This is a genomic window from Natrinema marinum (assembly GCF_024296685.1).
Classification (GTDB): Archaea; Halobacteriota; Halobacteria; order Halobacteriales; family Natrialbaceae; genus Natrinema; species Natrinema marinum.
The window spans coordinates 1,857,447-1,875,531 of sequence record NZ_CP100763.1; the positions used below are offsets into that span (position 1 = coordinate 1,857,447).

An 18,085-nucleotide genomic window follows, 5' to 3' on the forward strand; every position below is an offset into this window, starting at 1 on the left:
GGCGGGCCGGCTACGAACGGTCCGGCGCGCCGTAGTCGACGTGGACGTTCGGCGTCCTCGCCGGCTCGAGGCCCGTGATCTCGCGGTCGACGAACGTCACGTCGGTCAGATCGCCCGAGAAGCGAAACGACACCGTGTCGCGCTCGACAGTTCCCTCGACCGTGGTCCCCGAGCGGACAGTCACGTGCCCGGTCCCCGTTTCCTCGGCCGGTTCGATCTCGCCGTCGACGGTGAGTTCGAAACTCGTGGGGGTCCCCTGACCGATGATCGTCAGCGTGTTTCGGTCGTCGTCCGCTTTCGGTCGCGTCGCCGCGATCGTCGCGGTCGCCGCCGTCTCGGTGCCGACCGGCGACGGGGATCGATCCCTCGGCTCGGCGGGCAACGGCGTACTATCGCGGTCGGGCGTCGCGCTCTCGCGTGTCATATGGTGGAGTCAGTCGGGGACGACAGTATAAGCCTTCTCACCGAGCGAACGGTCAGAACGGTCGAAATACAACCGCTCGAGGGAATCCCGAAACGGTGCGCGACAGTCCCCGCATTCTGTCGGCCGCTCGCGCGTCGAGCCTCAGGTCGACGGCGCCGCGAGCAGCGACTCGAACACCTTCTTCTGTGCCCGCCGGAGGTGCTGGTGAAACGTCGCCGGGGCGATGTCGAGCGAGTCGGCGACGTCTTCGCCGGAGGCGTCGCGGGGCCACTCGAAGAAGCCGGCGTGGAAGGCCGCCTCGAGGGTCGCCCGCTGTCGGTCGGTGAGCGCCCCCGAGAGGACGTCCCGGACCTGTTCGGCCGTCTCATCGCGACGCGTGATCTGGCGGTGTTTCAGCAGTTCCGCGGTCGGGTACGCCGTCTGGACGGTATCGATAACCCGACGGATATCACCGCCCGGTGCCTGATGGATCGTCATCCGGTAGTCGCCGTCTTCGATGGCGGCAGTTTCGATGGCCCCGCCGAGCGAGGCGACGGCCGACAGCACCGGGGGTTCCGAGAGCCGCAGTTCGAAGTGCCGCCGTCCGCTATCGGATCGGAACGTCACGTCGACCCAGTGGGGGATCGCGTCGACGAGGGCCTCGACGCTCTCGACGGCGTCCTCGGTTGTGGCCCCGTAGACGAGGTACTCGTCGTCCTCGATGGGGACCGTGTGATCGAGCGAGATCGTGCCGTCGGTCTCGAGGTCGATCCCGAGCGTCTCGAAGAGGTCCCGGATGCGGAACTCGAGTTCGACGACCTCGTCGCTCATCAGCGCCCGCTTGCGCTCGGCGGCGGCGATGGCGTGACCGACCACCTCCCCGAGTTGACCGATCACCGTCCGCTCTTGACCCTCGAACGCGTTCGGTCGCTCGGCGTACACGTTCAGGACGCCGTAGACGGTACCTTGGTGGGCGATCGGGATCGCCGCCGAGGAGCGGAAGCCGTACTGTTCGATGTGGTCCCGCCAGGGATCGTACCTCGAGTCGGTCTCGATGTCCTGTGACGTCTGGATCTCGCGGTTCTGAACGGCCCTCCCCGTCAGCCCCATACTGCGCTCGTCGTCCGGATCGACGGAGATCGTGACCTCGTCGAGATAGCCCTCGACGCCCGCTTCGACCTGCAGGTCGACCGTCTGTGAAGCCACGTCGACATCGCCGATCCAGGCGAACAGGTAGGAGTCGGAGTCGGCGAGGTGGTCGCAGACGACCCGCTCGATCTCTTCGCGCGTGGACTGGTCGACGACCGCCTCGGTGATGCGCTGAACCACGTTGTTCAAATTGTTGAGCGCGGCGAGTTGCTCGCGTTGGCGCTCGAGTTCCCGTTCGCGTTGCTTCTGCTCGGTGATCTCCTGTGACATCGCCATGGCGGCGAACGCGTCGCCGCTATCGTCGCGAACCGGGAAGAACTGGAACTGATAGGTCCTGCCGTCGATCGTGTCCTCGAACTCGGCGGCGTCTCCGTCGAGCGCAGCCTCGTACGGCGGGATGACGACCTCTGCGATCTGATCGGGGAGCGCGTCGTGCAGGTGTTCGCCCTCGAGGTCCGATCGCGTCATATCCGCGTTCCCCTCCGGCGTGCCGCCGAAGGTGATGTACCGGAGGTCCTCGTCGACGAGCGCAACGGCACCGTTGGGAAAGTTCTCGACCAGCGCTCGGTACCGCCGCTGGATTTCCTCGAGTTCGCGCTCGCGCTCCTTGCGCTCGGTCATATCAGTAAAGTATACAGACAGCCCCGACTCCGAGGGATAGAGCCGGACGGTCTCCCAGATCCCGAGCGGCTCGGAGAAGCGCTCGAAACTCATCGCGGTCTGGGTCGCCATCGCCGTCTCGAAGCGCTCGCGGATCGGGTCGTCGTCGGGGACGGGCAGCGCTTCCCAGACGATCTGGCCGAGCAGGTCCGCCTCGTCGCGGCCGAGGAGGTCCTCGGCGCGGTCGTTGACGTACGTGAACCGAAACTCGTCGTCGACCGCGTAGAACGCGTCGTCGACGCGATCGAACACCTCCTCGAGTTCGCTCTCCAGATCGTCGCGCTGGCGCTCGAGACGGCGAGACTGCTCCTCGAGTCGCGTGACGTCGGCCATCGCGACGACGACGCCGGTCTCGTCCGAAAGCGGCGTGGCGTTTACCGACAGCCAGCGGGTTCCCTCGTCGGGCGCGTCGACCCGGACGCGCTGGTCGATGACCGTTTCGCCGGTCGCGAGCGCTCGTGGGGCGGGTCGCTCCGGATACGGGACCACCTCGCCGTCCTCGTCGAGCAGCGGCCGGTCCCCCAGCACGTACGTCTCGGAGTCGTCCCCGCCGAGTCCGAGGTACTCGGTGAAGTGTCGGTTCACGCGCCGCGACTGGCCGTCGGTGTCGAAGACGCCGATCCCCGTCGGGCTGATCTCGAGGATCCGCTCCAGGAGGGCGTGTTCGCGGCGCAGCTCGCGCTCGCGTTCGCGCTGATCGGTCATGTCCCGGATGACCTTCGCGTACCCCTCGAGGTCGCCGTCGTCGTCGCGAATCGCGGTAATGGTGACGCTGGCCCAGAACCGAGAGCCGTCGGCTCGGACGCGCCACCCTTCGCTTTCGGTTGATCCCGTCTCGGCGGCTTCTCTCAAACTCGACTCGGGGACGCCCGCTCGCCGGTCCTCGTCCGTGTAGAACACGGAGACGTGTTCACCCAGCACGTCTTCCGGCGCGTAGCCTTTGATCTGTTCGGCCCCCGCGTTCCAGCTGCGGACGTGACCGGCAGCGTCGAGCATGAAGATCGCGTCCTCCTCGACGGCGTCGACCAGCGATTCGAACTTCGTTCGATTTTCCCGCCGCATGCGCTCCGTGTGCCTTTGCTCGGTGACATCATAGTAGAGTTCGATGCGACCGCCTGCGTACGCGCCCGACTCGATCGGCTCGCTTCGGTGCTCGAGCCAGCGCTCCTCGCGGCCCTCGCCCTCGGTCACGCGACACTCGAACCGTTCAGCGTGCGCGTTCTCCTCGTAGGTCGCCAGTACGGCGTCGGCAAATCGGTCGCCATCGTCGATCAGCGACGCGATGCGTTCCCGGACGAGTGTCGGTTTGTCCCGGCCGAGGACCTGCTCGCGCTCGAGCCCGAAGTAGCGCTCGGTCGTCTCGTTGAGCCACGCCACCTTGAACGCCTCATCGAGGACGAACACCGCGACTTCGGCGTCGTCGAGCACGTCGTCGATCAGCGACGCAGTGACGCCCTTCCCCGCTCCGGCGTCGCCATCCCGATCGGCCGCCGCTCGAGGCCGCCACCACACGCGTCCGCTCGCGCCGACCTTCTTCGTCTCGAGTTCGCCGTGATCGACGAGTCGCTCGAGCCGTTCGTACGTGCTCCGGCGACCGAGGTCGAGCCGGTCGGCCACCTCGGTCGTCGTCCGTGGGATTTCGCTCCCGTCGAAGATCGCGAGCGTCTCCCGAAGGCTCTCGGTCAGCGAGCGCGATGTCATTGGTACACACAGTGACTCAAACCGTATCAACCCTCCGCCGATGGAACCCAATCGAGGAGGCGACGCGAACGGGTCCACTGCTCGTTTCGCGGTCGCGTTTCCGCAGGCGAAACGGGACTGGCGGAGAAGACCACCTAAACACATCTAGTATACCCTTACCCGTGAACGGATACTGAATGGATACATGCGGGCCGACGATAGCCGGCCGGCACGACTCTCTCCATGACCTACCCTGCACACGAGGCGACGGAGAATCGACCGATGCTTCCGGACGGACTCGAGAGCCACCGTCACCGACTGCTCACCTCGACGCGGCGGCGACTGACGCTCGACGTTCTCGCAGGCGTCACCGAACCGGTCTCCCTCTCGGAACTGGCGACGGGCATCGTCGCTCGAGAGGACGGCGTCGACGCGGTCGACGAGGCGTCCGTCGGGCCCGTCTCCGTCGACCTCCACCACGTGCATCTCCCGCTGATGGCCGACATCGGGATCATCGACTACGATCCGGAAACGCGGCGTATCGAATCCTGTCCTACTCGAGCCGACTCACAGAATATGTAGACGACCGGCTGGGCTCGTCGCGTTCGTCCCGGCCGGTCACGTGTCGTCCCCGAGCAGGCCGAGGTCGGTAGCGATGAGGTCCGCGATCCGGTCGGCGACGTCGGGGTCGACCTCGGCGATATCGTCCCCGTCGTGAAGTTGCTCGTTGTGTCGGTCGATCGCGTCGGCGACGTCCGACAGCGGGACGCGGGAGGTCGTCTCGCAGGCGGAACAGACGACCGGCACGCGCGGACCGTCCTCGTCCGAGTCGCTCGTGTTCGTCATCTGTCGAGTGTCTGGCGGCGACCGTCAAAACCTAATTGGTTCCAGCGGCAGTCGGCCCAGCTTCGATGCCCGGTTTGATCCGGCGCTCGTCGGTGGGATGCCGAGACAACACAATTCCGGCCATAGATAGACCGCAGGGGTCGATGCCAGTGGTTGCCGTACCCGTTGGCCAGCGGTATTATGTTGGCTCGACCGGCGTATCCGGTAGACGGGGGTACGCCAGTCTGTCGGCTGACCGCTGCAGCCGTCTCGGTCCGTCTCGGTTACCCCGTCGCACACGGTACTCCACGGTTCCCCGGCTACACGATATCTGTAGCGGGTCCCTGTGCTTCGTCTCTCCTCACCGCCAGCACGAGTCGCGACCGTGGCCGGCCGCTCGACCGCCTCGAGCACGACCGCCGTCAGTCCGTGAAGGGGCCCGGTCAGCCTCGCACGCGAGCGAGGACCGCGACCGAGAGGGCGATACCGGCCGCGAGGACGCCGAAGCCGGGCATCTCGTCGCCACCGTCGGCTCCGGAGTCTGCCTCGCCCGTGAGCTCGTTGGAGCCGGTCGGCGGCTCCGTCGAGCCGTTGTCCGCGGTGTCGGACGTATTCGAGGGCTCGAGGCGTTCGTCGGCCGGCGCGTCGAGCTGGAGGACGACGACTGCCTGCGCGTGCGTCGCGTTCCGAGCCGCGTCGTAGGTCCAGCCGCCGCCGGCTTCCTCGTAGGGTTCCGCGGCCGCGACCGGATCGATGTCAGTGTCCCAGCCCTCGCCCTGGGGAACCTGCTGGATGTAGCCCGCGACCTCGATTCGGTCGGCGTACTGGCCGCTGATCTGCGCTTTGCCGTACGAGATGGTCGCGTCCTCGGGATTCCCGTGGAACTCGTAGCAGTGAGAGTCCATGTAGCCGTCGCCCTGCGCGACGTCCGGGCTAGTCCCGAACTGATCGCCGTCGAGCGGGAAGTCGTAGTGGTCGTTCATCGGGAAGTTGACGGTGATCGGATCCGCCTCGGAGTGCCACGTCGTCGCCCCACCGGTCGGGATCGTGACCGTCGTGTCCGGTACCGACTCGCCGATGACCGGCTCGCCGTTCTCGTTGACCAGCGTGACACAGATCTTCCCCGACCCGTCGCCGAGATAGGGGCTGCGATACTCGTCACGCGGGTTCTCGTAGCTCACCCAGCTCCCGTCCTCGGCCCGCGCCTCGAAGTAGGGGTCGCCCGGCTCCGGCGCGGGCTCGCGATACGCTTCCTCCGAGACGGACTCGTTCGCGTCCTGTGCGACGACTCCCCCGGCGCCCATCGCGACGAGGCTGCCGATTACGGCAAGTCCCAGCGCGAGCGCGAGGAGCGGGCGCGCTCCGCACACCATACGCTCGCGAACTCCTCGGTTCCCACGCATGGTTACGCCTCGTCCCCGAGTTCCTCGACATCGATTTCGGTCAGCGATTTCGTGGCGCGCCGACCGGAGCGGATCGCGTCGCCGAGTGGTTCGATCGTAGTACCGTCCCGCGACGATGACTGTCCTGCAACAGTACGGATCATCGCGCTGACGTACCGGATCACCTGTTCTATATATGAGCGTCGTACCTGGCGGTAGAGCGCCTCTACGCTGATTAGGAAGCCGTTTGGCCGTTTGGCCGTTTCCGAAGGTCGTGCGAAACGGACGGTAGTAATCGGCTGCTAGAGACACATCCCACCGGTCGACGGGACGCTACCGCCGACCGATTACAGCGTTCGCTGTCCGGCGGTCGCGTCTCGAGCCGAAAACGGTCGATACGCCGACCGCGCTATTCGCTGGTTCCGTCGGTCTCGTCCATCCTCGCGGCGACGGTCGTCGAACTGCCGACAAATAGTTGATGTGAGGTGCCGAGTGACGCTATGGATGTTGCCCCTGACGTAACACCATCGGCCGAACGTCGGCGACGGTCCGGGCTGTCGGACCCGACGGCAGCGGCGGGAAACTGGGGGTGGCCGCTGGCCTCCGCCAGCGGCGGCCGGACGAAACGAGTGGCTGGGCGTGCCCGGTAGAACACGGAATCGGTAACTCGCGTGATGGCTGGCACGAGGCGGAACAGACACGCCGGCTGAGCGTCGGCAGCCGAGGGGGATAACGCTGTATAATTTCCGAATAGAGGTCTATAGAGGTCGGTTAACCGACATCGACGGGGCGCACACGCCGGCCGGCCGCTTTTCAGACGGGTGGCGATACCTCCACGTATGAGCGACGACGAACGGAGCCACGACCGCGTCCAAGACCGCGCCAACGAACGCAAATCCGAGCGGGCGGCCCACACCGAGTCGATCCTCGAGGACGTCGAGCGCCACCTCGGCGAACTGGAGTACCCGGTCACCAGCGAGGAACTCGCCACCGAGTACGGCGACGAGCCGATCGACATGCCCAACGAGACGGAGTCGCTCGGAGCGGTCTTCGACCGGCTGGTCGACGAGCAGTACGATACACCCGAAGACGCTCGCGAAGCCGTCTACGGAGAGATCACGGGCGAAGCTGGTAGCCCGAACGAGGCCAACGCGGAACGCGACCTCGACGAACTCGACGAGGAGTCGCAGGGCTCGCTCGGCGAAAGCGGCGACAGCACGTACTGATCCACCGCGGGTCGCCCCCGGCCCGCATCGCCGTAATCGGTGGGCATCGCCCCGCTCTCGGGTGGATCATGAGAGCAGAACGGATTTACGTTCCCGACACCTGTTCCCGCGTATGGATTACGAATCGAGTCTCGACCGAGCGATGGACGACGTGCCAGACATCGGGGGCGACGAACAGCGACTCCAGATTCCCGACCCCCAGCCCCAGAAAGACGGCGCGTTCACGCGCGTCACTAATCTCGACGAGATCGCCGACGTCCTCTCCCGGGAGACCGAGCATCTCCACCGATTCATCCAGCGCGAGCTGGGGACCAGCGGCAAACTCGAGAACGGTCGCGGCCGATACAACGGGACCTTCTCCCAGCAGGACTTCGACGCGGCGATCGACGCCTACGTCGACGAGTACGTCCTCTGTTCGGAGTGTGGCCTGCCCGACACCCGACTCGTCCGCGAGGACCGCACGCCAATGCTTCGCTGTGATGCCTGCGGTGCGTTCCGGCCAGTCACCAAGCGCTCGACCAGCAGCCAGCAACAACAGCAACAAGACGCTGTCGAAGAGGGCCAGACCTACACGGTCGAGATTACCGGCACCGGCCGAAAGGGCGACGGCGTCGCCGAGAAGGGCAGCTACACCATCTTCGTCCCCGGCGCGGACGAAGGCGACGTGGTCGACATCTACATCAAGAACATCTCGGGCAACCTGGCGTTCGCCCGGCTCGACTGAGGCCGCGGTTCGCTCTCGTTCTCGATTTTCGCCGCTGCTCGGAAGCGGGTCGCCGTCGCGACGACCGCTCGCGGACCGCGAAGTTAAAGTCAGCTTGCGCTAGTCACGCGAACGTGGGAGTATCGTTCGACCTCTTTGGGACGCTGGTGACCGCCGACCGCCCGGACGACCCAGCCGCGGCCGTCGCGACCGAACTCGAGAAGCGGGACGTGGCGGTGCCCGACGACTGGGCAGACGCCTACGCGGAGCCCCACGTCGACGCGCCCGAGGGCGCGGAGGTACCGCTGCCGGCGCACGTCTCGCGGGCGCTCGCGAGCCGCGGCGTCGACTACGAACACAACGCGGCCAGACGCGCGGTCGTCGCGGCGTTCGATCCGGCAGTCGAGACCAGACCGGGCGCGCTCGAGGCGGTCGACGCCGCCCGCGAACGAGGGCCGGTCGCGATCTGTTCGAACTGCAGCGTCCCGGAGCTGGTCGGTCGGACGCTCCTCAGGTCCGACTTCGAGCGCGACGACTTCGACGCCATCGTCACGAGCGTCGGCTGTGGCTGGCGCAAGCCCGCCGCCGAAATCTTCGAACTGACTGCCGACCGGCTCGGCGTCGCCCCCGAGACACTGGTCCACGTCGGCGACGATCCGCAGGCGGACGGCGGGATCGAAGCCGTCGGCGGGACGGCGCTGTTGCTCGAGGAGACGCCGCTCGCGGATGTCCCGGCGCGACTGGCGGCGGTCGAACGTGGCGGCCATGACTGAGCTGCCGGACCCTGACACCGAGACGGAGGCGATGACGTGGCGCTGACGACGCTCGCCGTGATCGGACTGGCGTTCAGCCTCGATCTCCTGATCGGCGAGCCGCCGACCCCCGCCCATCCGGTGGCGTGGTTCGGCCGGCTCGTCGACGCCCTCGATCGGGAGTGGAGCGAATCCGAACGCGGCCAGCGCTTGGTCGGCGTCGGGGTCGCGGCCGCCGCGCCGCTCGTTCCCGCCGCGGTTGCCGGCGGCGCCGTCATCGCGGCGACCGCGTTGCACCCGCTCGCCGGCGCCATCGTCGCCGCTTTCGTCCTCTTTCTGACGACCAGCCTGCGCTCGTTGCTCGAGTTGACCGAGACCGTCGTCGCGGCCACGGACGGAAGCCTCGAGCGCGCTCGCGAGGACGTGATCGGGCTCGTCGGCCGCGACGCGTCGACGCTCTCGGCGGGCGAACTCCGCAGCGCCGCCGTCGAGAGCGCGGCCGAGAACCTCGCGGACGGGCTGGTCGCGAGCCTGCTTTCCTTCGCGGTCCTCGCGCCGATCTCGCTGCCGGCCGCCGCCGCGGCCGCCGCCTGGGTCAAGGGCGTCAACACGCTGGATTCGATGCTCGGCTACCACTCGAAGCCGATCGGGACGGCCAGCGCGCGCTTGGACGACGCGGTGATGTACCTGCCCGCCAGAGTCGCGGCGGTCGCCATCGCCGTCGCCGCGGCCGCGCCCCGCTCGCTCGGCCGCGCTCGAGCGTGGGCGCAGGTCCCCCCGTCGCCCAACTCCGGCTGGCCGATGGCGACGCTCGCGGTCGCGCTCGGTGTCCGCCTCGAGAAGCCGGGCGTCTACGTCCTCAATCCCGACGCCGACCTGCCGGCGCTGGCCGAGGGCGAGCGGGCCGTCACCCTCGTGGGACGGGGGGCCGCTGTCTCGGTCGTCCTCGCCGTCGCGCTCGCGGCCGTCGCGCCCGTCATCGGCGGAGAACTCGCGTCGCTGGGCCGAACGACGTTGGAGGTGGCGGGGTGACCGCGATCGGTCGCTGGGTCGGTGCCGTCCGCGGCGCGCTCGGCTTTCTGACGCGGCTGCCGATCGGTTCCCGCGACGGTGACTGGGACGCGTTCCGGACGACGCCCGGTGCGTTTCCGATCGTCGGCCTCGTCGCCGGCGCGCTGGCGTCGCTCCCGCTGCTCGCCGCGGACACGCTCCCGGCTTCGACCGTCGCACTCGGCTACCTCCTCGCGGTGTACGCCGTGACGGGGATCCACCACCTCGACGGCGTCGCCGATCTGGGCGATGCGCTGGTCGTCCACGGCGGCGTCGAGCGGCGCCGCGAGGTGTTGAAGGACACGACGACCGGTGTGGGTGCGCTGCTGGCGGTGGCGATCACGATCGCCGCGCTGGCGCTTGCCGGCCTCGGAGTGGCGGGCCTCCCGGTCGGCGCGGCGGTCGGCGTCGCGGTCGCGGCCGAGGTCGGAACGAAACTCGGCATTGCCGCGATGGCCTGCTTCGGGGCCGCGAGCTACGAGGGGATGGGACGGCAGTTCACCGCGGCGTCCGACCCCGCCTCGTTCGTCGCGCCCGCGGCGGTCGCGCTCCCCGTCGTCGCGCTCACCTGGCCCTCCTTCGCCGCGGCGGTCGCCCTCTGCGGTGCCGTCGCCGGCATCGGCCTCCCGTGGCACTGGGCGAACCGCCACCTCGGCGGGATTAACGGCGATATCTTCGGCGCGGCAAACGAGATCGGTCGCGTCGCCGGCGTCCACCTGGGGGTGATCGCGTGGACGCTCTCGTGATGTGCGGCGGCAAGGGCACCCGCCTCGAGAGCCCCCACGAGAAGCCCCTGTACCCGATCGCCGGCACGCCGATGGTCGATCGCGTGCTGGCGGCCCTCCGCGAGAGCGCGGTCGAGACGATTTACGCCGCCGTCTCGGCGAACGCCCCGGAGACGCGAGCGCACCTCGAGTCGGTCGCCGGCGTTCGGACGATCGAGACGGCCGGCGAGGGGTACGTAACCGACCTGCTGGCGCTCCTCGAGCGGCCCGAGATCTCGCCGCCCGTGCTGACCGTCGCCGCGGATCTGCCGCTGCTCGAGCACCCGGTCGTCGACCGGGTGCTCGCGGCCCACGGCGACGGGACCGGCTCACGGACGGTCTGCGTCCCCGCGGCGCTCAAACGGCGACTCGGGGTCAGCGTCGACTCGCGACTCGAGCCGGACGACCACCTCGCGCCGACCGGGGTCAACGTAGTCGGCACGACCGACGATTCCACAGCCATGACAGACGTTTCCTACGACTTGCGACTCGCAGTGAACGTGAACCGACTCGAAGACGCCCGCGTTGCGGCCGAGCGGCTGGGGAGCCCCATAGCGGAGGGGAACTGAGATGCGCGTGCTCCTCCCCGCCGGCACGACCGAGACGGCCCTGATCGACGGTATCAGCGCCGCCGGGGCCGCGCCCGAACTGATGGAACACACCCCTTCCGCGGACGTGGAGATCCTCGCGTACGGCGAGCCGACCGCGTCGCCGGTGACGCCGGTGAGCCCAAACGGCTGCCCGACGCCCGCTGCCGTGACCCGTGCGGTGCGGGAGGTCGTCGGCTTCGACGTGGCGGTGATCGACGCGGGGCTCACCCAGTCGACGGCCGCGCCGACGGTCGACCTCGGCGTCCGACCCGGAAACGACATTCGCGACCCGATCGCCGTGCCGGACGCGGACGCCGCCTTCGACCGCGCGTACGACTACGGGGCGAGCCTACCCGACGAGACCCTCGTGATCGGCGAGACGGTCCCCGGCGGGACGACCACCGCGCTCGGCGTCCTCACCGCGCTCGGCGAGCCCAGCGGCGTCTCCTCGTCGCTGCCCGAGAACCCCATCGAGCGCAAGCGCCGCGTCGTCGACGAGGCCCTGGCCGCGAGCGACCTCGAGGCCGGCGATTGCGCCCAGTCGCCGCTCGAGGCGATCGAGGCCGTCGGCGACCCCGTCCAGCCGACGGTGGCCGGCATCGCGGCCGGCGCGCTCGAGGCCGGGACCGACGTGACGCTCGGCGGCGGCACGCAGATGGTCGCCGTCGCGGCCGCGCTACGCCACGCCGGCGTCGACGGGCAGCTGTCGATCGCGACCACCTCGTTCGTGGCCGACGAACAGGGCGACCGGCTCGCGGAGGCCTGCGACCGGTTCGACTGCGATCTCACCGTCACCGACCCCGGCTTCGACGGGCGCGATCACGTCGCGATGGCGCGCTACTGCGCCGGCGAGGCCAAGGAGGGCGTCGCGATGGGCGGCGCGCTCTCGCTCGTTCCGGACGGGTGGATGGGGTCGGTCAGAGACCGACTCGAAGAGGTCTGTGCCCGACTCGGGATCGAGAGCGACGCCGCCGACGGACCGAGCGCCGAAAGCGACCCCGGCGACGCGCCGGAGGGCGGTCGTGGACGCTGAGTCGATAGACACCGCCGAGCGGGTCCCCCACGGCGGCGAACCCGACCGCGACCTGCTCGACTTCTCGGCCAACACGAACCCCCGGACGCCCGAGGGCGTCGACGACGTGTACGCGGCCGCGCTCGAGGAATCGCGACGCTACCCGGACGACGGCTATCCCGACTACCGAGAGGCGGCGGCCGCGTTCGTCGGCTGCGATCCCGAGCGTGTGATCCCGACCCCCGGCGGGCTCGCCGCCATTCGGCTGGCGATGGAAACCGCACTCGAGCCCGGCGACGAGGCGCTCGTTCCCTACCCGAGCTTCGGGGAGTACGCCCGAGAGGTCCGGTTGCAGGGGGCCACCTCTCGGTTCGTCCGCTACGACGAACTGTTCGATGTCGGGCCGGCGGTGCTCGAGCCCTGCGCGCTGGCGGTGGTCTGTACGCCGAACAACCCGACCGGCGACGCGGCCGATCCGGCGGGGCTCGAAGCCCTCGTGGATCGCTGTGCGGACGCCGGCACGACCCTACTCGTCGACGAGGCCTTCCTCGGTTACACGGAACTGCCGTCGGCCGCCACCCTCGAGCGCGAGCACGTCGTCGTCGCCCGCTCGCTCACCAAACTGTTCGGGCTGCCGGGGCTGCGCGCCGGCTTCGCCGTCGCGAGCGGGCAGCGGCGTGATCGGCTCGAGACGGCTCGACGCGCGTGGTCGCTCGGGACGCCGGCCGCCCGAGTCGGCGCGCACTGTCTCCGCCAGCGGGCGTTCGTCCGTGATACGCGCGAGCGCGTCGACCGCGAGCGCGAGCGATTGCGTGAAGCGCTCGAGGGTGCGTTCGGTGTCCACCCGTCGGACGCGCCCTACCTCCTGTGTGACGTGGGCAACCGCGACGTGTCGCAGGTGATCGCCGATACACGAGCCGACGGCGTCGCGATCCGGGACGCGACGACGTTCCGCGGGCTCGACTCGCACGTCCGCGTCGCGGTCAAGGACCGCGCGTCGAACGACCGCCTGCTGGCGGCGCTGGGCGTTCGCGGCGATGACGATGGAGGGACGGATGAGTGACACCGATCCCGCGTACGACGCGATCCGGCGGGACGGCGTCCTCCGGGTCAGCCGGCCGGACGCCGAGTGGCTCTCGACCGGCTGGGACGGCGGCCGCTGCGTCGCCGCCCACGCGTACAACGTCTCGGTCCCGGAGGGATGGGGACAGACCGATCTCGGCGAGTACGTCGACGACCGCCTCGAGCGAGCGGGCTTCGATCGGGCCAGCGCCGACGCGGCCGGGCCGGCCCTGCTGACCGGCGTCGACATCGCGGACGCCCGCGGCGCTCGCCGCGGTCCCGTGACGGCCTACGCGACCGCCGGGGTTTCGAACCCCGCCGCGCTCCCGATGGAACCGAGCGACGCCGCGTCCGAACCCGATGGAGTTCAGGGCGACGACTCGAGCGCCGAGCGCGGTCAGGGCCGGGGAACGGTCAACGTCATCGTTGGAACGACGCGCGCGCTCGCGCCCGGTGCGCTGGCGAATCTCATCGCGGTCGCCGCGGAGGCGAAAGCCGCGACGCTGCTCGCCGAGACCGGCTTTCCGGGAACCACGACGGACGCGGTCGTCGTCGGCCACGATCCCTCGGGGACGCCGGCGGACTTCTCCGGCAGCGGCACCGAGGTCGGCGCGGCGGCCCGCGCCTGCGTCCGGGACGCCGTTCGGGCGTCGCTGCGCGCCCACTACGCGGACGGCGACGTGGAACGGCCCGACTCCGTCGCGGACGCCCCGTACGGCGTGTCGACGGCCGAGCGCGCCGCGGTGTTTCGGCCGCGACCGGCGGACGAAGCCGTCGAACCCGAGGGTTAAACGGCCGCGCGTCCAATCCGAACCCGATGGTCGAGGACGACTCCGCAGCCGAAACCGACGACCCGTCGGCGATCCGTTCGGTCGCGCTCTCGCCGGACGACGCGGTCGACGCCTACGCCTACAGTCAGGAGAACCCAGGTGAGGCCGTCCTCCGGCTGACCCCGCCGTTCCACGGCCGGATGCGGGCCCGCATCCACGTCTACCGCGTCGACGACACCGAACTGACCGGCGCGGTCCACCTCGCGCCCGCCGACGTCATCGCGGACGACATCGTCGCAGCGTATCCCGACCTCGAGTCCGAACTCGCGGACGCGGACGCCAGCGCGGATGCCAACTCGAGCGAGGCCGAGCGACTCCGCGAGCGCCACGCCGACGCCGTCGCGGACTGGCAGGACCGCGCCCGCGGGGCGATCGTCGACGCGGTACCGCTCGAGACGGACGACGGCCCCCACCGCGTCGAGGTCAAGACGCTCGGCTGAATCGCCGTGACTCGGGCCCGACGCTCGCGCTCCTCGAGTCAGCGGATCGGAGCCGCTCCGTCCCGTACTTTCACTTTCACTCCGGACGGGTCGGTTTGACGTACTGTCGGTCTAACTGAAACGTATGTCACTGATCGTCGAAGCGACCGAGGACCGCGCCGACCGCAGCGAGGAGGAGCGATTCGAATCCGCCGCGACCGTCGACCGCCGTTCTGGAGAGCAGGAGGGACGCGACCGAATCGACGTTACCGACCTGCACGCCGCGGGCATCGAGGAGTTCGTTCGGTCGAACGTCGAGACAGACGCCGTTTCGCTCGAGCACCGCGGCGGTCGCACGTACCTATTGCTCGAGGAGTGAGGCGCTCGGTCGCGCGGGAGGTTCGCCGTCCGAACCCGCGATCCGTCCGAAATTAAACCGGTACGACTAATCCGTCACGACAGAGAGCGCCGATAATGAAACTCGCGCGGATCGCGACGGACGACGGCACAGTTGCTGGACGATACGAGGACGGCGTCGTACACGCCGACGACGGCGTCTACGAGGTCGGCACCGACGCCGACTTCCGTCCGCCGTGTACGCCCTCGGCGCTGTACTGCGTCGGGCGCAACTTCGCGGCGACCATCGAGCAGATGGCGTACGAACGCCCCGACGAACCCGACTTCTTCATCAAGCCGCCCGCGTCGCTCGTCGGCCACGGCGCCCCGATTCCCTATCCCTCGTTCAGCGACGAGGTGACCTACGCCGGCGAACTCGCGGCCGTCATCGACGAACCCTGCCGCAACCTCTCGGAAGACGAGGTCCCCGAAGTCGTTCGCGGGTACACGATCCTGAACGACATGGACGCACTCGATCAGGGCGAACGCTCGCCCCGGAAAGCCTTCGACGCCTCCGGCCCGCTCGGCCCCTGGATCGAGACCGCGGTCGATCCGACCGGAATCGACATGTACACCGACGTGGCCGGCGAGCGCCGCCAGGAGGCAAACACCGAACTCATGCTGTTCGACCCCTACGAGGTTATCGCCCACCTCTCTCGGCGAGTCACCTTCCGCCCCGGCGACGTAGTCTCCTTTGGCAGCCCCGCCAACCCCGGTCTCGTCGAACCCGGCGACACCGTCGAGATTACCTACGAAGGTATCGGTACCCTTCGAAATACGGTCGTCGACTCGAGCGAACGCGAGAAACTACCGCTCGAAGCGGACTCGGTTCGCGCGTAGCCCGTCTGAGTGAGAACGTACCTGCAAGGTGCTGTCGGTTCCGGACGGTGGGTTTCACGCCGAATACGCGACGATGGCCCGGCGAGTACCCGAAAAAAGCGAGGTCGCTTCCTGAGCCGTCGTTAGAAGGACTGCCCGCCGACCTGGGACGACGACGTTTGGCGTCCCATCTGCTGTGTGACCTGCTGGCTCGCCTGTGGGAGCGTCTGGGAGAGCTGCTGGGCCTTCTGGATTACCTGCTGAACGCCGGGAACCTGCGACTGCTGGAGTTGCTGAGTGCTCTGCTGGAGCGCCTGCTGGGAGCACTGACTGAACGTCTGGGCCACGTCGGATTGGCGCAGGAGGAGGGACTTCTGGAGATGGGTGATCTGAGAGATGTCAGCCAGTTTCTTGGCTGTGAACCGATCGCCGGCCTCCATCGCCTGTCCGTGTGCCCACTCGGCATCCGATTCGAGCTGCTCGAGCTGGTAGATGGCCTGCGAGACCTGCTGGGGAACGGCCTGGTCGAACGATTGAGACTGCTGTTGTTGATACTGCTGTCCAGCCTGTTGCTGGGGCTGCTGTCCGATCTGTTGCTGGGGCTGCTGTCCGATCTGTTGCTGGGGCTGCTGTCCGACCTGTTGCTGGGGCTGCTGTTGATGCTGCTGTCCAGCCTGTTGCTGGGGCTGCTGGCGTCCGACCTGCTGTTGTGCTGCCTGTCCCGTTCGTTGTTGCGGTGGCTGTTGGTATGACATGGTTCTCTGGGTGGTATCCCACGAGGACTGGGATTCGGCAGTAAGTCGCCTCGCAGGACATGGGATCAGACCGGTCGCGCCAGTAAAGACCTGAGCCACTGTTTCTCTCACCCGCCCGACTGTTTCACCACCTCCCCGACCGTTTCTCCCAATCGAGCTACCGTTTTCTTCCACTCGAACTCCCGAGTGATTGTTCGGGTCCATTCGTCCTTCTGCCAGAGACTGCCGATCGTTCAAGAGATCGTTACCGGGTGTGTTCACGCGGAATCTCGTTGTCATACTACATACGCCGCCGCTGGTGGCCCGATTCGGGAGGGACCGTCAGGAAGTCAACGTCCGTTCGAGCCCCGAAAGGAACTGAAACGGTGGGTAGAAAGGCACTTCACGACGACTCACCACGCGCAATACGTGAGCGCTGACGCCCCGCAACGCGTCGAGGTCTACCCCGGCCGCGACGTCATCGTCGAGTTCGATCCCGACCTCACCTTCGAGTGCGTCGACGACTGCACGTGGTGCTGTCATCACGGCGTCCTCCTGTACGATCGGGATCTCCTCGAGTTAGCCCAGCGGGCGAACCTCGCCGAGACCACCACGGAGTTCCGCGGCGAGAAGTTCGTCACGCGCGAGCCGAAAGCCCGCGAGGATCACGTCGCCGAGGACGGCGCCGCCTGTGCCTTCCTCCGGGAGGACGGCCTCTGTTCGCTCCACCTCGAGGAAGACTGGAAGCCCACCCGGTGTTCGGTCTTTCCGCTGGGGGTCCGACTCGAGGACGGCGACCTCCACGTCGATATCCGCGAGTCAGCCCACGATCACTGCGATGGGCTGAATGTCAGCGACCGACGCGTCATCGACAATCTCGAGGCGTTCCTCCCGGAGCTCCTGTGGGAGCTCGAAGATCCGGATTCGGATCGTGAGCTCTAGGTGCTGTCCGGAGACCGATCGTTCACGAAATCGAGTGATACGTTACCGTGGATCTCCAATCCTTTAAACGTCTGGCGCACGTAGTTTGGCTGTGACAGAAGACTCCGGGCGACGGAACCTCCGTATGCCCAACAGCGATGAAGTATTCGCCGTCGTAACCGAACATCTCGGTGGCAACCACGTCCGCCTCCGCTGTGAGGACGGCGAGGAGCGACTCGGCCGCATCCCGGGACGCATGAAATACCGCACCTGGATCGAGCAAGACGACATCGTCGTCGCCGAACCCTGGGACTGGCAAGACGAGAAGGCCACCATCGAGTGGCGCTACACCGGCCAGGACGCCGACCAGCTCCGCCGCGAAGGCCACATCGATTGATTCCTTCGGAGACGGCCTGAGACGTAGATTTCTCTCGAAACGACGAATCGGTCAGTGAGAACGCCGTATCGCCCCCGCTCGAGGGCCGAACGCGGCAACAGCGGCCGAAAAATGCGCGCTAACAGAAGTACACCCAGTAGGTGTGACCTTCCGAGCACGTGACCGTCGTGTAGTCGCCGAACGCCGCGACCGATTGCCGCACTTTCACGTCCGTCCCCGCGGCAGGGAGCGAGACAGTCGCTTTCTCCCCGCAGTGGGGACAGGTAACCGCAGTCGCCGCTACGTCTTGCATCCTCGATCACCGTGACACA

The 18,085-nt window shown here is 68.1% G+C and carries 21 protein-coding genes; 15 read left to right on the forward strand and 6 right to left on the reverse strand.

Going from position 1 to position 18,085, the window contains the following annotated elements:
• Positions 1 to 10: 10 nt before the first annotated feature.
• Both NKH51_RS09145 and NKH51_RS09150 read right to left on the reverse strand, forming a co-directional pair.
• Positions 11 to 424 (reverse strand): hypothetical protein, encoded by a 414-nt coding sequence (locus NKH51_RS09145; RefSeq protein ID WP_254765072.1) that lies wholly within the window; start codon positions 422 to 424, stop codon positions 11 to 13.
• Positions 425 to 565: 141 nt separating this feature from the next.
• On the reverse strand, positions 566 to 3,913 hold the full coding sequence (locus NKH51_RS09150) for a PAS domain-containing protein (protein WP_254765073.1): 3,348 nt from the start codon (positions 3,911 to 3,913) through the stop codon (positions 566 to 568).
• A 222-nt stretch (positions 3,914 to 4,135) separates the two neighbouring features.
• Here NKH51_RS09150 and NKH51_RS09155 point away from each other — a divergent pair, with 222 nt between their 5' ends.
• The gene (locus NKH51_RS09155; RefSeq protein ID WP_254765074.1) at positions 4,136 to 4,474 is read left to right on the forward strand and encodes a DUF7344 domain-containing protein; all 339 of its coding nucleotides are present in this window, start codon (positions 4,136 to 4,138) and stop codon (positions 4,472 to 4,474) included.
• Between the two features lie 36 nt (positions 4,475 to 4,510).
• Here the strand turns inward: NKH51_RS09155 and NKH51_RS09160 are convergent, their stop codons facing one another.
• Positions 4,511 to 4,738, reverse strand: a complete 228-nt coding sequence (locus NKH51_RS09160; RefSeq protein WP_254765075.1) for a DUF8149 family protein — start codon at positions 4,736 to 4,738, stop codon at positions 4,511 to 4,513.
• Between the two features lie 422 nt (positions 4,739 to 5,160).
• On the reverse strand, positions 5,161 to 6,090 hold the full coding sequence (locus NKH51_RS09165; RefSeq protein ID WP_425606698.1) for a PGF-CTERM sorting domain-containing protein: 930 nt from the start codon (positions 6,088 to 6,090) through the stop codon (positions 5,161 to 5,163).
• A gap of 848 nt (positions 6,091 to 6,938) precedes the next feature.
• On the opposite strand from NKH51_RS09165, the gene NKH51_RS09170 reads away from it, so the two are divergent.
• The 12 genes from NKH51_RS09170 (at position 6,939) to NKH51_RS09225 (ending at position 15,743) form a co-directional block, all read left to right on the forward strand.
• A complete protein-coding gene (locus NKH51_RS09170) occupies positions 6,939 to 7,325 on the forward strand; it encodes a DUF5789 family protein (RefSeq protein ID WP_254765077.1) in 387 nt (128 codons plus the stop codon).
• Between the two features lie 112 nt (positions 7,326 to 7,437).
• Positions 7,438 to 8,049 (forward strand): translation initiation factor IF-2 subunit beta, encoded by a 612-nt coding sequence (locus NKH51_RS09175; protein WP_254765078.1) that lies wholly within the window; start codon positions 7,438 to 7,440, stop codon positions 8,047 to 8,049.
• A gap of 113 nt (positions 8,050 to 8,162) precedes the next feature.
• A complete protein-coding gene (locus NKH51_RS09180) occupies positions 8,163 to 8,801 on the forward strand; it encodes an HAD family hydrolase (RefSeq protein ID WP_254765079.1) in 639 nt (212 codons plus the stop codon).
• Positions 8,802 to 8,837: 36 nt separating this feature from the next.
• On the forward strand, positions 8,838 to 9,812 hold the full coding sequence (gene cbiB, locus NKH51_RS09185; protein WP_254765080.1) for an adenosylcobinamide-phosphate synthase CbiB: 975 nt from the start codon (positions 8,838 to 8,840) through the stop codon (positions 9,810 to 9,812).
• Positions 9,809 to 10,576: an adenosylcobinamide-GDP ribazoletransferase gene (gene cobS, locus NKH51_RS09190; RefSeq protein ID WP_254765081.1), complete on the forward strand. Its 768-nt coding sequence runs from the start codon at positions 9,809 to 9,811 to the stop codon at positions 10,574 to 10,576. The genes cbiB and cobS overlap by 4 nt, the downstream gene beginning before the upstream one ends.
• Positions 10,576 to 11,163, forward strand: a complete 588-nt coding sequence (locus NKH51_RS09195; protein ID WP_254765135.1) for an NTP transferase domain-containing protein — start codon at positions 10,576 to 10,578, stop codon at positions 11,161 to 11,163. Before cobS ends, NKH51_RS09195 begins: the two co-directional genes overlap by 1 nt.
• Before the next feature lies 1 nt (position 11,164).
• Positions 11,165 to 12,217 carry a nicotinate mononucleotide-dependent phosphoribosyltransferase CobT gene (cobT, locus tag NKH51_RS09200; RefSeq protein WP_254765082.1) on the forward strand — a complete coding sequence of 351 codons (1,053 nt, stop codon included), beginning with the start codon at positions 11,165 to 11,167 and terminating at the stop codon, positions 12,215 to 12,217.
• A complete protein-coding gene (locus NKH51_RS09205) occupies positions 12,207 to 13,259 on the forward strand; it encodes an aminotransferase class I/II-fold pyridoxal phosphate-dependent enzyme (protein ID WP_254765083.1) in 1,053 nt (350 codons plus the stop codon). Before cobT ends, NKH51_RS09205 begins: the two co-directional genes overlap by 11 nt.
• Positions 13,252 to 14,049 carry an adenosylcobinamide amidohydrolase gene (locus tag NKH51_RS09210; protein ID WP_254765084.1) on the forward strand — a complete coding sequence of 266 codons (798 nt, stop codon included), beginning with the start codon at positions 13,252 to 13,254 and terminating at the stop codon, positions 14,047 to 14,049. Before NKH51_RS09205 ends, NKH51_RS09210 begins: the two co-directional genes overlap by 8 nt.
• A 26-nt stretch (positions 14,050 to 14,075) precedes the next feature.
• Positions 14,076 to 14,528, forward strand: coding sequence for a DUF8009 family protein (locus NKH51_RS09215; RefSeq protein ID WP_254765085.1), 453 nt, complete (start codon positions 14,076 to 14,078; stop codon positions 14,526 to 14,528).
• A gap of 124 nt (positions 14,529 to 14,652) precedes the next feature.
• Complete coding sequence (locus tag NKH51_RS09220; protein WP_254765086.1) at positions 14,653 to 14,886, forward strand: hypothetical protein; 234 nt, start codon at positions 14,653 to 14,655, stop codon at positions 14,884 to 14,886.
• A gap of 95 nt (positions 14,887 to 14,981) precedes the next feature.
• Positions 14,982 to 15,743, forward strand: a complete 762-nt coding sequence (locus NKH51_RS09225; protein ID WP_254765087.1) for a fumarylacetoacetate hydrolase family protein — start codon at positions 14,982 to 14,984, stop codon at positions 15,741 to 15,743.
• A gap of 122 nt (positions 15,744 to 15,865) precedes the next feature.
• On the opposite strand, the gene NKH51_RS09230 is transcribed toward NKH51_RS09225, so the two are convergent.
• On the reverse strand, positions 15,866 to 16,477 hold the full coding sequence (locus tag NKH51_RS09230; protein ID WP_254765088.1) for a hypothetical protein: 612 nt from the start codon (positions 16,475 to 16,477) through the stop codon (positions 15,866 to 15,868).
• 408 nt (positions 16,478 to 16,885) lie between these two features.
• On the opposite strand from NKH51_RS09230, the gene NKH51_RS09235 reads away from it, so the two are divergent.
• Positions 16,886 to 17,398: a YkgJ family cysteine cluster protein gene (locus NKH51_RS09235; RefSeq protein ID WP_254765089.1), complete on the forward strand. Its 513-nt coding sequence runs from the start codon at positions 16,886 to 16,888 to the stop codon at positions 17,396 to 17,398.
• 91 nt (positions 17,399 to 17,489) lie between these two features.
• A complete protein-coding gene (locus tag NKH51_RS09240; protein ID WP_081603348.1) occupies positions 17,490 to 17,774 on the forward strand; it encodes a translation initiation factor eIF-1A in 285 nt (94 codons plus the stop codon).
• 118 nt (positions 17,775 to 17,892) lie between these two features.
• Here the strand turns inward: NKH51_RS09240 and NKH51_RS09245 are convergent, their stop codons facing one another.
• Entirely contained in the window at positions 17,893 to 18,066 is a 174-nt protein-coding gene (locus tag NKH51_RS09245; protein ID WP_254765090.1) for a hypothetical protein, read from the reverse strand.
• Between the last annotated feature and the right edge of the window lie 19 nt (positions 18,067 to 18,085).